General features: G+C 50.4%; 13 protein-coding genes and 1 pseudogene. 5 read left to right on the plus strand and 9 right to left on the minus strand.

Annotated elements, in window-relative coordinates:
- Positions 1-132: pseudogene (locus HZY94_RS02685) on the plus strand (IS30 family transposase); the annotation flags it as partial.
- A 78-nt stretch (positions 133-210) separates the two neighbouring features.
- Here the strand turns inward: HZY94_RS02685 and HZY94_RS02690 are convergent.
- Positions 211-426: a hypothetical protein gene (locus HZY94_RS02690; protein ID WP_179924910.1), complete on the minus strand. Its 216-nt coding sequence runs from the start codon at positions 424-426 to the stop codon at positions 211-213.
- 184 nt (positions 427-610) lie between these two features.
- On the opposite strand from HZY94_RS02690, the gene HZY94_RS02695 reads away from it, so the two are divergent.
- From HZY94_RS02695 to HZY94_RS02705, 3 genes are read left to right on the plus strand one after another with little or no spacing between them, the layout of a single operon-like run.
- A complete protein-coding gene (locus tag HZY94_RS02695; protein ID WP_179924911.1) occupies positions 611-1,036 on the plus strand; it encodes a CopY/TcrY family copper transport repressor in 426 nt (141 codons plus the stop codon).
- A 12-nt stretch (positions 1,037-1,048) separates the two neighbouring features.
- The gene (locus tag HZY94_RS02700) at positions 1,049-3,274 is read left to right on the plus strand and encodes a heavy metal translocating P-type ATPase (protein WP_179924912.1); all 2,226 of its coding nucleotides are present in this window, start codon (positions 1,049-1,051) and stop codon (positions 3,272-3,274) included.
- 11 nt (positions 3,275-3,285) lie between these two features.
- Positions 3,286-3,504, plus strand: coding sequence for a heavy-metal-associated domain-containing protein (locus tag HZY94_RS02705; RefSeq protein WP_179924913.1), 219 nt, complete (start codon positions 3,286-3,288; stop codon positions 3,502-3,504).
- Between the two features lie 191 nt (positions 3,505-3,695).
- Here HZY94_RS02705 and HZY94_RS02710 read toward each other — a convergent pair whose 3' ends face one another.
- The 4 genes from HZY94_RS02710 to tyrS form a co-directional block, all read right to left on the minus strand.
- Positions 3,696-4,262, minus strand: a complete 567-nt coding sequence (locus tag HZY94_RS02710; RefSeq protein WP_179924914.1) for a PBECR4 domain-containing protein — start codon at positions 4,260-4,262, stop codon at positions 3,696-3,698.
- Positions 4,263-4,630: 368 nt separating this feature from the next.
- Entirely contained in the window at positions 4,631-5,221 is a 591-nt protein-coding gene (locus tag HZY94_RS02715) for a ribonuclease H1 domain-containing protein (protein ID WP_179924915.1), read from the minus strand.
- 11 nt (positions 5,222-5,232) lie between these two features.
- Entirely contained in the window at positions 5,233-6,054 is an 822-nt protein-coding gene (locus HZY94_RS02720; protein WP_179924916.1) for a putative RNA methyltransferase, read from the minus strand.
- A 135-nt stretch (positions 6,055-6,189) separates the two neighbouring features.
- Positions 6,190-7,449 carry a tyrosine--tRNA ligase gene (gene tyrS, locus HZY94_RS02725; protein ID WP_179924917.1) on the minus strand — a complete coding sequence of 420 codons (1,260 nt, stop codon included), beginning with the start codon at positions 7,447-7,449 and terminating at the stop codon, positions 6,190-6,192.
- A 243-nt stretch (positions 7,450-7,692) separates the two neighbouring features.
- Between tyrS and HZY94_RS02730 the strand changes: the two genes are divergently transcribed.
- On the plus strand, positions 7,693-9,984 hold the full coding sequence (locus HZY94_RS02730; RefSeq protein WP_179924918.1) for a transglycosylase domain-containing protein: 2,292 nt from the start codon (positions 7,693-7,695) through the stop codon (positions 9,982-9,984).
- Between the two features lie 52 nt (positions 9,985-10,036).
- On the opposite strand, the gene HZY94_RS02735 is transcribed toward HZY94_RS02730, so the two are convergent.
- Genes HZY94_RS02735 through HZY94_RS02750 form a run of 4 tightly spaced genes read right to left on the minus strand, consistent with a single transcriptional unit; the run spans position 10,037 to position 13,668 of the window.
- Positions 10,037-10,987: a siderophore ABC transporter substrate-binding protein gene (locus HZY94_RS02735; RefSeq protein WP_179924919.1), complete on the minus strand. Its 951-nt coding sequence runs from the start codon at positions 10,985-10,987 to the stop codon at positions 10,037-10,039.
- Positions 10,988-11,005: 18 nt separating this feature from the next.
- The gene (locus HZY94_RS02740; RefSeq protein ID WP_303976779.1) at positions 11,006-11,761 is read right to left on the minus strand and encodes an ATP-binding cassette domain-containing protein; all 756 of its coding nucleotides are present in this window, start codon (positions 11,759-11,761) and stop codon (positions 11,006-11,008) included.
- A complete protein-coding gene (locus HZY94_RS02745; protein ID WP_179924921.1) occupies positions 11,757-12,725 on the minus strand; it encodes an iron chelate uptake ABC transporter family permease subunit in 969 nt (322 codons plus the stop codon). The genes HZY94_RS02740 and HZY94_RS02745 overlap by 5 nt, the downstream gene beginning before the upstream one ends.
- Positions 12,709-13,668: an iron ABC transporter permease gene (locus HZY94_RS02750; protein WP_179924922.1), complete on the minus strand. Its 960-nt coding sequence runs from the start codon at positions 13,666-13,668 to the stop codon at positions 12,709-12,711. The genes HZY94_RS02745 and HZY94_RS02750 overlap by 17 nt, the downstream gene beginning before the upstream one ends.
- Between the last annotated feature and the right edge of the window lie 214 nt (positions 13,669-13,882).

Consider the following 13,882-nt stretch of genomic DNA (forward strand, 5'->3'; position numbering starts at 1 on the left):
CGCAGGTGGTTACCAAAAGGGACCAAAGAAACAACTCCCAAAGAAGTCGCTTTTATTGAAAATTGGATAAACAATTATCCTAAAAAATGTTTGGACTACAAGTCACCAAAGGAATTTCTTAGTGGTGGCTAATTTCAACTTGAAATTTAGCTTGAGTCCGCAAAGAACAAGCAAGAATCCCCTACCGATGTTTGCGGTAGGGGATAGGTTTTAAAGAGTAAACCCCAGCATCAAAGCGATCGCAGCAAGGACTAGGAGATAGGCTTTCTCTTCTTGGAGATAAAAAGAGTAGAGCAGGCTCCCCAGGGCATAGGCTAGCACTCTGAAAGGGCTAAAGTGGAAGGACAAGAGATTAAGCGTTTGTAGCAGGAATCCTAAAATTGCGTACAGGCAGAGGGAGCAGGCTAGGATTTTTAGATGTCGCATAGGTCACCTCCGAATTATAAGAACTTCTTACTATTATAATAACGTAAAAGTAGCTTATTTGCCACTGACAGGAGTGGGAGTGAGAAGCTATTTTTAGAAACATGAATCGAGTTTCTTGACATTTTTTGTTTACAAATGTAAACTGAAAATATAGACTACATTTGTAAACAAAAAAGGAGCAACCATGAAAGCAATCATGTCACAGGCCGAATGGCAGGTCATGCGGGTCCTTTGGGCTCATCCAGGCAGTGGGAGTAGTCAGATTATCGACTTCCTGCAAGCGGATTTTGACTGGAAACCGAGCACGGTCAAGACCCTCTTAACCCGGCTCAAAGACAAGGGGCTGATTGAGGCTCAGGCTGACGGGAAACGTTTTGTTTACCGAGCTTTAGCTAGTGAGGGACAGGAATTAGAAAAGCTGGGCCAGGAATGGTTGGCCAACCAGTGCCAGACCAAGCACGGTCAGCACCTCTTGCAGCTTTTAGAGCATGCCAGTCTGACCCAGTCGGATTTGGAGCGTTTGATTGCTTGGGCCCAGGAGGCCCAGGCGACGGCTCCAGTGAGCTTGACCTGCAACTGTTTGCCGGGTCAGTGTGATTGCCATGCTTAGAAGGAGATTAGAATGGAAGAACGTTTATACCAAGTGAGCGGCATGACCTGTGCTTCCTGTGCCCTAACGGTGGAAACTGTGGCGGGCCAACAGGAGGGGGTAGAAGTTGCCCAGGTCAATTTGGCGACAGAAAAGTTAACCTTAAAAACCACAGGGAATTTTAAGGCTCAGGTCTTGGAAGAGGCGGTGGCCAGTCTGGGCTATAGTCTCAAAGAGCAGCAGCTGGAGTGGGATGCGGATCAAGGCCAGTTGCAGGAAGCAGACAAGCAGCGTCGCTTGGAGGCTGAACGCAAGTGCTTGCTGGCTACGGCGGCTCTAACCCTGCCCTTGCTCTATGTGGCTATGGGTGCTATGTGGGGGTTGCCCCTTCCTAGTTTTCTGAGAGCAGCAGGCCCCTTTGTCCTCTTTCAATGGCTGGTGACCACGGCCGTCCTTTATCTGGGACGCGGTTTTTACCAGCGGGGTTTCCGCAATCTCTGGCAGGGCCACCCCAATATGGACAGCCTCATTGCCCTGGGCACAGCTGCCGCCTACCTTTACTCCACTTATGGCAGCTGGCAGGTTTTGCAGGGGCAAAGCCATTTTGCACACCACCTCTATTTTGAATCGGCTGCGACCATTATTTTCTTTGTTTTTTTAGGAAAATATTTAGAAGCTAGGGCCAAACAAGCGACTTCCCGTGCCCTAAAAGGGCTAGGTCAGTTAGCCCCGCAAGAAGCACGGCGAATCGGAGCGAACGGGCTAGAGTTTGTTGCGACTAAGGATTTGCAGGTCGGAGATCGGGTTCGGGTCCTACCGGGGGATTCCTTTCCTGTGGATGGGACTGTCTTGTCTGGATCGGGCTATGTGGATGAGTCGATGATGACAGGGGAAAGTCTTCCTATTTATAAGGAGGAAGGGCAAGCGGTTTGGGCAGGAAGTCTGAATCAGACAGGGAGTCTGGATTATGAGGTGACCCATGTCGGAGGAGAGACACTGTTGGCGCAGATTATCAAGCTGGTTGAGGAGGCCCAGGCTCAGAAGGCTCCGATTGCCGCCTTGGCCGATCGGCTGGCACGTTACTTTGTGCCCCTGGTTCTAGGACTAGCTCTGTTGGCCAGTTTGGGCTGGTACTTCCTGGCCGGAGCAAGTCTGGAGTTTGCCCTTTCAATTTTTATTGCTGTTTTGGTGATTGCCTGCCCTTGTGCTCTTGGTTTGGCGACACCGACAGCCATGATGGTAGCTACTGGGCGGGGTGCTCAAAAAGGAATCTTGCTCAAGTCCGGTCCGGCTTTGGAAGCTTTGGCCCAGGTGGATACGGTGCTCTTGGATAAGACAGGGACGGTCACAGCTGGCCAGATGAAGCTGACTGATTTAGAGCTTTGGGCAGGGGAGTCGCGGGAAGAGGTACTAACCCTTCTCGCTTCCGCCGAAAGCCATAGCGAACATCCGATTGCCCAGGCTCTAGTTCAGGCAGCAACCGAAGCAGGCCTGGCTTTGCGCCACACAACGGACTTCCAGGCCCACGTCGGGCGCGGCATCGAGGCCAAAGTGGACGGCCAGCGCGTGCTGGTTGGGACTAAGCGGTATTTAGAAGAAGAGGGGCTGGTGCTAGCTAAGGAGTTAGACCTCGAGCCTTGGGAAAAGGCCGGTAAGACCAGTCTCCTACTGGCCCGCGAAGGCGTCTTGCTGGCAGCCTTGGCAGTTGCCGATCCGATTAAGGAGACCAGCCGCCAAGCCATCTCCAAGCTAGGGCAACTGGACTTGGAAGTGGTGCTGCTAACCGGTGATAAGGAAGCCACAGCTCGGGCCATTGCGGAGGAAGTCGGAATTTCCAAGGTCGTGGCCCAGGTCCTACCCCAGGATAAGGCTGCTCAAGTTGTCCACTACCAAGAACAAGGCAAAGTTGTCGCCATGGTTGGAGACGGTATCAATGATGCGCCAGCCCTGGCACAAGCCGAAGTGGGGATCGCCATGGGCACCGGAACCGACATCGCCATGGATGCCTCCGACCTCGTGCTTCTCCAAGGAGACCTGGTCCGTCTAGCCGATGCGATCAGCCTCAGTCGGGCTACCCTGCGCATCATCAAAGAAAACCTCTTTTGGGCCTTCATCTACAACATCATTGGAATCCCAATTGCCATGGGCCTCCTCTATCTCTTCGGTGGCCCCCTCTTGGATCCCATGTTGGCAGGACTAGCCATGAGCCTGTCCTCTGTCTCCGTCGTTCTAAACGCCCTTCGTCTCAACTGGAAATAAAGGAGAATCCTATGCAACAAGAAATTCAACTCGCGGGACTTAGCTGTCAAAACTGTGCCCACCATGTGGAAGTGGCCTTTTCCAAACTAGCAGGAGTGTCCCAGGTTACCGTCAACCTAGCGGACTCAGTGGCCCGCGTGGACACCCAAGAAGCCTACACTTCCGACCAGTACCAAGAAGCTCTAGGGCCTTTGCCTTATAAGGTGGTTGGCCTAGCAGGTGGGAATTAGCAGGTAAGTGCTTGAAAAAACTGTGTAAAAAATTAAAAGATGCAAGCTGCCCCGTCTAAGATTGGGACAGCTTGCATCTTTCTTTTTGTATTCTGCTTGGATGTGAAAATTTCAATAGTTGAACTACCAGTCATCAAATGACGCTAGCTCGTTTGAGTTATGATTTTAGATTGGAAGAAGTAGTATAAATCCTATTCACCATAGTATTGGATAACTTCTGAAGTTTGGAGATGACGGGAATAAATCGAGATGACCTTCTCTCCCTTTGGAAAAACAGCTTTCCTTTTCAGATCTAACAAAGATTGAGGGATAGTTTTTGTTGGAGTATCTTTTAAAGTTAGGGCTAGAATCTGTTTCTTTATCCGCAAAGCATAGTCAAATTCTAGATATAAATAGCGTCCTGATCCAGTCAGTTGCACATGCTTTCCCAATAATTCCTGAATGGATCCTAAAACTTGTAACTTTTGCATTGTAGTTCCATCTCTTTTAATGTTCAAGTCATCAATTATGATATGTTTATTCAAACAATCATCAAAGAAACTACTAGCCCCTTTTTGATATTCTAGCCCGCATAAATGCATAAAATTACTTGGTAAAAAATGGATATCAACCTTCTTTGTTTCAGTTTGATAAGACATGATTTTCCCGATAAAGTGTTCTTTCAGAAAAGAAGCTGCATTCTGAAGTGGTATCATGAAATTCCGAATTTTTCGTTTTTCATTGTAATTTGGTTTACGATAGTCTTTAGATTTTGTCATATTTACCTCGCAAAAAAGTGGCTTACAGAATTTGTAAGCCACTTAGTCAGTCGGTTTATTCTGGTGTCTGCCACCGCTTGGCCCTTATGTCCAAGATTACTATCGGATTTCGTTCTGGTGTCCGCCACCGCTTGGCCCTTATGTCCAAGATTACTATCAGATTGACCATGAGCCGACTACTCATCTACATATTTAGTTTACAGGATATCATCAAAAAAATCAAGCATGAACCCATTACTATTTTAGAAAATATCGTTTGTAAAGGCACAGTCCCATCGTCATTAGGAAGTAAAAAAGAACACCACAACTCTCATGCGGACATCTACCGCATGAAGGCTAGGGTGTCTGGTTACATCTTGGACGTTGAATTAGACTGTGATGCCGAGGGCGGCTTTAGCCAGCTGATCAGCCCGGTCGTTAAGAGGGTCACCACTGTGGGCGTGAACCTTACGGAAGTGGACTTGGATCTCTTGGCTGAAGTGGTCGAACTCTTTTTTGTAGGCTTGAGAGATTGGCTTATTGGTGCGCCACTCGCCGGTGGCCCAGGATTCGACGCCCTGGTAGTCGTAGCAGATGGTGATGCTGGGGTAGTCGTGGAGCAGGGCCCATTTGATGGCAGCCAGGCTGGCCAAGCACTCGCCGGCAACTTGGTGGGCTTCTAAGAAGATGTCACGGTTTCCTGAGAAGGAGAGACTTTCGATTTCCTGGCCGTTGAAGATGAAGGCGACGCCAGATCCATAAGCCTTCTTGATCTTATGATAGGATCCATCCACATAGGCTACAAGTTGATTATCGGTGATCGGAGCCTGCGGTTGCTCCTCCATGTAGGCTAGGGCTTCTTCCTGGCTGGTAAAAGATTTGTATTTGGCTCCAGAGAAGCCTTGCACTTGTTTTTGGGCGTCGGGCCAGGTGGTGTAGATGCCTGGCTGGCGCCCTTTTTTGATGGCGTAAAATTTCATGAGCGTCCTTTCTAAAATTGGGCTTGGTAGAGGGTGGCGGAAATGGTGATGTCTGTCAGCTGGGTCCAGTCGAAGTCTTCCAGCCGGACTTGTTGGAGCAGGGGTGTCATGGTCAAGAGTGCCTCCCGGACTTCTGGTGTCAAGGTGTAGGTCGCTGTCAATTCCAGCTGATCTTGGATCTGCATCTGCTCCTTCAGGTAAAGGTCGATGTCCTCGGGTTGATAAGCCTCTTTCCCAAGAATCTTGCGAATTTCAATCAGATGCTGGGATCCAGGAATAGCCTTGAGGAGGTTTCCGGTGGGCTTTAACAGGCGTTTAAACTCCTGGTAGTTGGCAGGAGAAAAGATATCCAAGATAGCATCGAGGCTCTGATCAGCCAAGGGGATTTTGGCCAAGTCGGCCACAAACCATTTAACCTGCTGCCGGCTATCGGCCTTACTGGCCAAAAGGATGGAGTCCTTGGACAAATCAAAGGCATAGTAGTTGCCAGTATACCGACTTTCTAGTTGGCGGCTGTAAAAGCCTTCACCACAGGCTACATCCAAGAGGGAAGCAGGTTGCAGTTTTGTGACCATCTGGTCCAGTCCCGCCAAGACATGGTCGTAAAGCCCAGCTTCCAGAACCAATTGCCGAGCTTGGAAGGACTCTTTTTGGTAGTGTTGGGAAACCTTGGCGTTTGGGGCGAGATTGACATAGCCCTGTTTGGCCAGGTCAAAATTGTGTCGGTTGCGACAAACCAAACTGCGCTCCTGTAACTGTAAACCTTCTTGGCAGAGGGGGCAGGTGAAGAGTAGGTCCGTCGCGGTAAAACGTTGAAGTTTCGGTGGGTACATAAAAATCTCCAGTAAGTTTCCGAATAGACTCATCTGATAAGGCCTGATTGCAGTTTGCTTGGCAGGTAGACTCAATCAGCACCTGCCTTATCAGAATAAAAGAGGCCAGACTTTTGTCCTAGCCTCCTTCGAGAATTATGCATATGTTAGGATTGAATATTTTTTCTTACCCCGACGGATGACGGTTAGTTGGCCTTCCAAGCGGTCTTTCTGATCAAGCTGGTAGTCCAGATCTTGGATCCGCTCTCCATTGATGTAAATAGCTCCGTTGGTGACGTCTTCGCGGGCTTGGCGTTTGGATGGGGAAACTCCAGCTGTTACCAAGATATCCACGAGATTCAAGCTGTCCTCTGAGCTTACTTGGTAGTTAGGGACGTCGCCCAAGCCCTGCATCAATTCGGATACAGATAGTTCTTGGATGTTACCAGAAAAGAGGCTTTCTGTGATTTTGAGGGCTTGTTGGTAGGCTTCCGGTCCGTGAACGAGGCTGACTACTTCCTTAGCCAGCACTTTCTGAGCCAGGCGTTTGTGGGGAGCTGCGAGAAATTCTTTTTCAATCTCGGCGATTTCTTCCAATGAAAGGAAGGTGAAGATTTTCAAGAAGCGAACGGCATCGTCATCCAAAACATTGAGCCAGAATTGGTACATTTCGTAAGGGCTGGTTTTGCTGGCATCCAACCAAACGGCATTGCCTTCGGATTTTCCGAATTTTTTACCAGTAGCATCGGTAATGAGGGGTACTGTTAGTACGTGGCCGGTTTGGTTGGCCTTGCGGCGAAGCAGTTCAGTTCCTGCGGTCATGTTCCCCCACTGGTCACTGCCGCCGATTTGGAGGTTGACCTTGTGCTCTTGATTGAGGGTGTAAAAGTCATAGCCCTGCATGATTTGGTAGGCAAATTCGGTGTAGGAGATGCCGGTTTCAATCCGTGATTTAACGGAATCCTTGCTCATCATGTAGTTAACGGTGAAGTATTTCCCGACATCACGGAGGAAGTCGATGAAGCTGATGCTGCCAAACCAGTCGTAGTTATTGACCATTTCAGCCTTGTTCGCTCCGTTTTCGAAGTCGAGGAAGCGGGAGAGTTGCCCTTGGATTTTTGCAACCCAGCCATCAACGGTTTCCTTGGTTTGGAGGCTGCGTTCGGCATCCTTAAAAGAAGGGTCACCAATGAGTCCAGTTGCACCACCGACTAAGGCGTAGGGTTTGTGTCCGGCTAATTGGAGCCGACGGCTGGTTAGAATAGCGACCAAGTGGCCCAAGTGCAAGCTATCTGCGGTAGGATCGTATCCTGTATAATAGGAAACTTGTCCCTCTTCTAGTGCTTTGCGGAGAGCTTCTTCGTCCGTTGTTTGGAAGACCAAGCCCCTTTCTTTCAGCTCATCAAAAATGTGCATGTCTGACTCCTTTTTTGTTTCATTTTACTTATTACAGTTTAACAAAATAAGGGTTGATTGAAAAGAGCGAGGGCATTTTGCTATAATTGGGCTAGGTATAAAAAGTGCTACTCTTTTTATTTTTCTTCACACGTCGTCAGCTTCGACTTGCCTAACTTGAGTTATGCCTGCGTCTCGCTGATTCGTTTGAATTCAAAATAGTTTGAGTAATGATTTTTGATTGAAAATAGTATGAGGTAAAACGTGAAACACAAAGCTAAAAAGAATCGAGATGAGGAGGCCTGGACCTGGAGAGATAGTCTGGGTACGGTCTTTCAGGTGCAGTATTTGCTCTTAAAAGTGTTGCTGGCCTTTTTCTGGGGCTTTCTAGTGCTGGGGGCCGGGGCTGGTCTGGGCTACGCAGTTAGCCTTTTTCAAACAGCGCAGGTGCTGGAGGGGCCAGAGTTGGCCCAGCAGGTAACGCGGGTGGCTGGTCAGTCCGAGCTCCGCTATGCGGATGGGAGCTTGATTGACAAGATTGACAGTGACCTCCTGCGCACGCCAATCCACCTGGATCAGGTGTCGCGCTCGGTTCAAGACGCTGTGATTGCGACCGAGGACGAGAATTTCTACGAGCACGATGGGATCGTTCCCAAGGCTGTTCTACGGGCGACATTGGGCTCGGTCTTAGGCCTAGGGAGCTCGAGTGGTGGCTCGACCCTGACCCAGCAGCTGATCAAGCAGCAGGTGGTCGGTGATGCGCCGACATTTTCCCGTAAGGCCGCGGAAATTTTGGACGCCTTGGCTCTTGAAGAAGCCATGTCCAAGGACGATATTTTGATGGCCTACCTCAATATTGCTCCCTTTGGTCGGAATTATAAGGGACAAAATATAGCGGGGATTGAAGAGGCAGCCCAGGGGATTTTTGGCAAAAGCGCTGCCGACCTCAATCTCCCCCAGGCAGCCTTTCTAGCAGGACTACCACAGAGCCCAATTGTTTATTCCCCCTATGCTTCTGATGGCACCTTAAAAACAGAAGAAAACCGAGAGCTAGGGCTAGAGCGGCAAAAAAATGTACTCTTTAATATGTTGCGGACTGGTAAAATTACCGAAGCCGAGTACCAGGAAGCACTGGATTATGACCTGCAGGCGGACTTCCGTCCCGGTGAGCCAACCGAAGGAGAGATGCACCACTATCTCTACCACACAGCCTTGGCTGAAGCCCAAGATGCGATCTACAGCTACCTGATTCAACGGGACCAGGTTTCCGAACGCGAGCTCAAAAATGAGGCAACGGTTCAGGCTTACCAAAAACTGGCCCAGCAAGAGCTTAGCAGTGGTGGCTATGTTGTCAAAACAACCATTAACAAGGCCGTTCATGAAGCCATGCAGGCAGCTGCAGCTAACTTTGGTGGTGTGCTTGATGACGGAACCGGCCGTGTTGAAATGGGGAACGTGCTGCAGGACAATGAGACCGGAGCTGTTTTAGGCTTTGTTGGTGGTCGGGACTATGCGTCCAACCAGAACAACCATGCCTTTGACACTGTCCGCTCACCAGGATCAACCATCAAACCTCTCCTGCCTTATGGTATCGCCATTGACCAGGGTTTGATGGGCAGTGGCAGCATTGTCTCCAACTACCCAACCAACTACTCCAGTGGCCAGCCGATTATGCACGTCAACAGCCGTGGAACCGGCATGATGACCTTCCAGGACGCCTTGAACCAGTCCGTGAATATTCCAGCCTACTGGACCTATCGCCTCTTGCGGGAGCAAGGTATCGATGTCCAGGATTACATGGAAAAAATGAACTACGAGATTGCAGACTATAATATCGAAAGTCTCCCGCTGGGAGGTGGAATTGAAGTGTCCGTCGACCGCCATACCAATGGCTACCAGACCCTGGCCAACAATGGTCGCTACATTGAACGCTACATGATTGCTTCCATTGAAACACCAGACGGCCAAGTGGTTTACGAACACCAAACCGAGCCGGTGCAAGTCTTTAGCACGGCAACGGCGACCATCCTTCAAGACATGCTGCGGGGAGTCTTGAACTCAGGAACGACCACAACTTTCAAATCCCGCTTGCAAGGCCTTAATCCAGGCCTAGCAGGCGCTGACTGGATCGGTAAAACCGGAACCACCAACGATTACGGCGACGCCTGGCTCATGGTCGCAACCCCAGGTGCCACCCTAGGTGGCTGGACAGGCCATGATGACAATTCGCCGATGTCCAACCTCAGCGGCTACAACAACAATGCCCAATATATGGCCAACCTGGTCCAAGCCATTGACCAGGCTGACCCAAGCGTCTGGAAAGCTGACCAACGCTTCACCCTCGACCCAAGTGTCATCCAGTCCTCCGTCCTTCGCGCCACCGGCCAACTCCCAGGCTCCGGCTTGAGCGGACCGACTGTCACCAGCAACTGGGCCATCAACGGTGCCCCCGCTACCACTGAAAACTTCATGGTCGGCGGCAGCGACGCCGATAAACGCTCCGCCTGGAACTCCGTTCGCGGCGGTGGCGGCCCAACTACAGGGAATGGCCGATAGAGATATAAAAACAGGAATCCGCTTGGGTTCCTGTTTTTCGATAGTCTAAACCTTACCGTTCAGGCCAGTCTTTGACGTCCTTGATCATCAATTCAGTGGATTCGAGTCCGCCTTGGCTGAGGTACCAGACGTCGGAGCTAAGTTGGACGATGGCCTTGTCTTGAGCGGCCTTGGTTTCCTGCACTAGAGCATTGTCCAGCAGGTCTTTAGTGGTGGTGTCGTCGCCGCCGATAGCTAGAGTTCGGTTGATGACGAAGATCATGTCGGGATTGATTTCGTGGATGCCTTCAAAGCTGATTTCCTGGCCGTGACGAGAGTCCTTAATATCTGCCTTTGTTGGGTTAAAATGTAAGGTCTCGTAGAGGAAGGCGTAGCGGGATTCTGGGCCAAAGGCCGAGATCTGTCCTTCATTGAGCATCAGGGTAAGGGCCTGTTTATCCGATTTGTCGTTGAGGCCAGCTAGTTGGTCGATTTCCTTGTCCAAGGCTACGACTTTTTCTTGGGCTTGGTCAACGGTTTCTTGGCCGAAGAGGCTGGCCAGGGCTAGGATGTTCGCCTTGGTTGTAGGCCAGTAGTCGGTATTAGGAGTGTCAAAATAAATGGTTGGGGCGATTTGTGCCAACTGGTCGAGGGAACTTTCAGTCCGTCTGGAAGCGATAATCACATCTGGTTTAAGCTTGGCGATGGCTTCCAAATCGGGTTCTTTGAGGCTCCCGACATTTTCAATGGTTTCTGGTAGGTTTTGCAGATAGCTTGGTAAGCCTTTTTTAGGAAGGCCAACCAGTTGGTCTACTTTGCCGAGGGCGCGGAGAGTGTCTGCCGCTCCCAGGTCCAGACTAACAATGCGTTGAGGATTGAGAGGGACTTCAACCTTACCCTGCTTGCTGTTGATGGTGACAGTGTTTTCAGCCTTGACGTCGGTAGACTCGTTTTTTTGTCCGCAAGCGGCAAGGAAGAGGAGGCTAAGCCCTAGGATGAGGGCAGAAAATAGTTTCTTGGTCATAAGAAGTGGAAATCCTTTCTAGTTGCGGTAGGTGCAAAGGGTCCGTCCCTGGACAGTGGTCAGGGTTAGATCCATGTCGTAGAGTTCATCGAGGATCGGCTTGAGCATGACTTCTTCGGTCGGTCCGCGATGGAAGATGTGACCGTCCTTGAGGGCGACCATTTCATCGACATACTGGCTGGCTAGATTGATGTCGTGGACAACCATTACAATGGTTTTGCCTAGCTCATCGACCAGGCGGCGGAGCAGGTCCATCATGGCGATGCTCTGCTTGAGGTCCAGGTTGTTGAGGGGTTCATCCAATAGGATGAGCTCTGTATCCTGGGCCAGGACCATACCGATGAGGGCCCGCTGCAGTTGTCCTCCAGAGAGCTGGTCGATGAAGCGGTCGCTGAGGTCGCTAATGTCCAAATAGTCCAAGACTTCTTGGACGCGGGTTTCATCTTCTGGACGGGGCCGGCCTTGGTGGTAGGGGTAGCGGCCGAAGATTACGAGGTCGTGGACGGTTAGCCGGCTCTGGATGTTGAGCCGTTGTTGCAGAAGGGTTAGCTCCTGGGCCAACTCTTGCGAGCCCCAGGCCTGGAGTTCCTGACCTTTTAGAACCAGGCGGCCCTGGTTACACTTGTCCAAGCGGCAGAGAATCCGAAGTAGGCTGGATTTGCCCGCTCCGTTGGGACCGATAAAGGCGGTAAAACAGCCTTGCGAGATGGTGAGGTTGATGTCCTCTAAAATCGGTCGATTACAGTAGCTTTTATGCAGGTTCTGAATATCAATCATGTTTGGTGTTCTCCTTGTAAACGAGGTAGAAGAAGAGGCTGCCTCCGATGACCTCGATCAATTGGTTACTGGGAATCTGTAGCTGGAAAATCTGCTCCGATAAGAATTGGCTGAACACGAGTAGGCAAAAGCCGATCAGGCTGGCAATCGGGAAGAGCCAGGAATGGTGGTAATCACTTAGGAACAGATAGCTGAGATTGGAGACAAGAAAGCCGAAGAAAAGAAGGGGCCCAACCAAGGCGGTGCTGCTGGCAACAAGTAGGACAACAGCCCAGAGAACTTGTTTTTGGATCAGTTGGGTATCAACTCCCAAAAGCGCGGCTGTTTCTAAGTCAAGGGCCAACAAATCGAGCAAGGATCCCTTGCGAAGCAAGTAGAAGGCCGCTAACAGGATCAGGAGCCCCGCCAGTCCTAGCACTGGTAAGTTGATACGCTGAAAGCTAGGTAGCAACTTGGCCTGCAGCTGGTCAAATTCGTTGGGATCCAAGAGGACCTGGAGGAAGGTACTGAGGCTCCGAAAGAGGGTGCCCAGTGCCATACAGGTTAGGAGAATTAGGGTCAAATCCTGCTCCAAAAAGCGATTGAGGGCTGGCTGGAGTAGGAGGAAAAAGAGTAGCTGAATCCCCAAGCTGACCCCAAACTCCGCTAGGGGGCCGAGTTGCTGGGCCAGTAGACTGTGACTGAAAAAGATGGTTGTTGTCTGAATCAGGACAAAGAGACTTTCCAGTCCTAAGAGGTTGGGACTGAGCAGGCGGTTGCCGGTCACCGTTTGAAAACTGATGGTCGCAAAGGCGGTTGCCACCGCGACCAGGGCATAGCTTAGGAGCTTTTGTTGCCGAAGAAGCCATAAGAAGTCCGGTAGCTCTGTCCAATCCCAAAAGAGATAGAGAAGCGAGGACAGGAGGGCAAGTAGCACAAGACCGGCTAGTCTCTTGGTAGTGGGTTTAGGAATAGCTGGCATGGCGGTAGGACCTCCAAATTAATACGAGAAAGACGAGACTACCAGCGATTCCTAGAATCAAGCTGATGGCCACTTCATAAGGGGCAATAATCGTCCGTGCAAGGATGTCAGCGACTAGGAGGAGACAGGCTCCAGCCAGGGCCGTGATGGTCTGGGATTTTTCCAAAGAATCCCCGTAGTAACGGCGAACGAGATTGGGAACCAGGACGCCGACAAAAGGCAGACTCCCAACAGTGACCATGGTGAGACTGGTTGTCAGCGAGATTAGTAACAGAATCAGGAATTCGAGTTTCTTTTGAGGGACTCCCAGACTCTGACTAGTATCCGCCCCCAAGCCCATAATATTGATAGCTGTTGCCAGGCGGGAGCTAGCCAGAACCAGCAAGAGGCTACCAAAAAGCCACTCGTACTGGTGGGTTTGGATCATGGCAAAGGATCCCTGACTCCAGCTGCTGAGACTTTGGACCAATTCAAACTGGTAGGCTAGGAATTGTCCCCCTGCGCTGAGGAGGCCACCATAGACCATTCCGACAAGCGGGAGGAGCCAGGGGGAGCTGGAAAAGAGCTTCCTTAGAATTTTCAGAAAAAAGATACTAAAAAAAAGCGAGGTGCCCAGGGCCAGAATAATCTTCTGAGTGACGGTCGGGGCTGGTAAGAAGAGACTGAGGAGAATCCCTAGCTTGGCGGCATCCGTTGTACCAATGGTTGACGGGGCTGCGAAAGAATTCTGGGTCAGGAGCTGCATGAGCAGGCCGGAGAGGCTAATTCCGGCACCAGCGAGAACGAGGCTGATGGTTCTCGGAATCCGGGATTCTAAGAGCAGGAGCTGGCTGGCTTGGTTGCCGGAAAGCCAGTCTGACCAAGAGAAACTGCCAACTCCGATACTCAGAGATAGGAGGCAGAGGAGTAGGCAGGCCCCGGCCCAAAAACGAGGTTTGTTCATGGATGTAATTGTTCTAACACATTTCAATTTTGTTTGGAAGGTGCTAGAGGCTTCCTTTCTGGTCTTATATGAGTAGTATCCTCTAGTTTGAATAGGAGAGGAGGTTCAAAGGGGAATAGACTTTTGGGACTATCCCTCAAAATCTATGGTGAAATAAAAAATCTATTTATATTGTTAAGATTAGCATAAGAAAAGCAGAGGGTCAAATATTTGT

Origin of the sequence: Streptococcus danieliae (assembly GCF_013415245.1) — a bacterium.
In the GTDB taxonomy this organism is placed as follows: domain Bacteria; phylum Bacillota; class Bacilli; order Lactobacillales; family Streptococcaceae; genus Streptococcus; species Streptococcus danieliae_A.

Bases quoted from the DNA above. Each gene is read 5' to 3' on its own strand.
- HZY94_RS02690 (WP_179924910.1), bottom strand. From the start codon at position 426: ATGCGACATCTAAAAATCCTAGCCTGCTCCCTCTGCCTGTACGCAATT.
- HZY94_RS02695 (WP_179924911.1), top strand. From the start codon at position 611: ATGAAAGCAATCATGTCACAGGCCGAATGGCAGGTCATGCGGGTCCTT.
- HZY94_RS02700 (WP_179924912.1), top strand. From the start codon at position 1,049: ATGGAAGAACGTTTATACCAAGTGAGCGGCATGACCTGTGCTTCCTGT.
- HZY94_RS02705 (WP_179924913.1), top strand. From the start codon at position 3,286: ATGCAACAAGAAATTCAACTCGCGGGACTTAGCTGTCAAAACTGTGCC.
- HZY94_RS02710 (WP_179924914.1), bottom strand. From the start codon at position 4,262: ATGACAAAATCTAAAGACTATCGTAAACCAAATTACAATGAAAAACGA.
- HZY94_RS02715 (WP_179924915.1), bottom strand. From the start codon at position 5,221: ATGAAATTTTACGCCATCAAAAAAGGGCGCCAGCCAGGCATCTACACC.
- HZY94_RS02720 (WP_179924916.1), bottom strand. From the start codon at position 6,054: ATGTACCCACCGAAACTTCAACGTTTTACCGCGACGGACCTACTCTTC.
- tyrS (WP_179924917.1), bottom strand. From the start codon at position 7,449: ATGCACATTTTTGATGAGCTGAAAGAAAGGGGCTTGGTCTTCCAAACA.
- HZY94_RS02735 (WP_179924919.1), bottom strand. From the start codon at position 10,987: ATGACCAAGAAACTATTTTCTGCCCTCATCCTAGGGCTTAGCCTCCTC.
- HZY94_RS02745 (WP_179924921.1), bottom strand. From the start codon at position 12,725: ATGCCAGCTATTCCTAAACCCACTACCAAGAGACTAGCCGGTCTTGTG.
- HZY94_RS02750 (WP_179924922.1), bottom strand. From the start codon at position 13,668: ATGAACAAACCTCGTTTTTGGGCCGGGGCCTGCCTACTCCTCTGCCTC.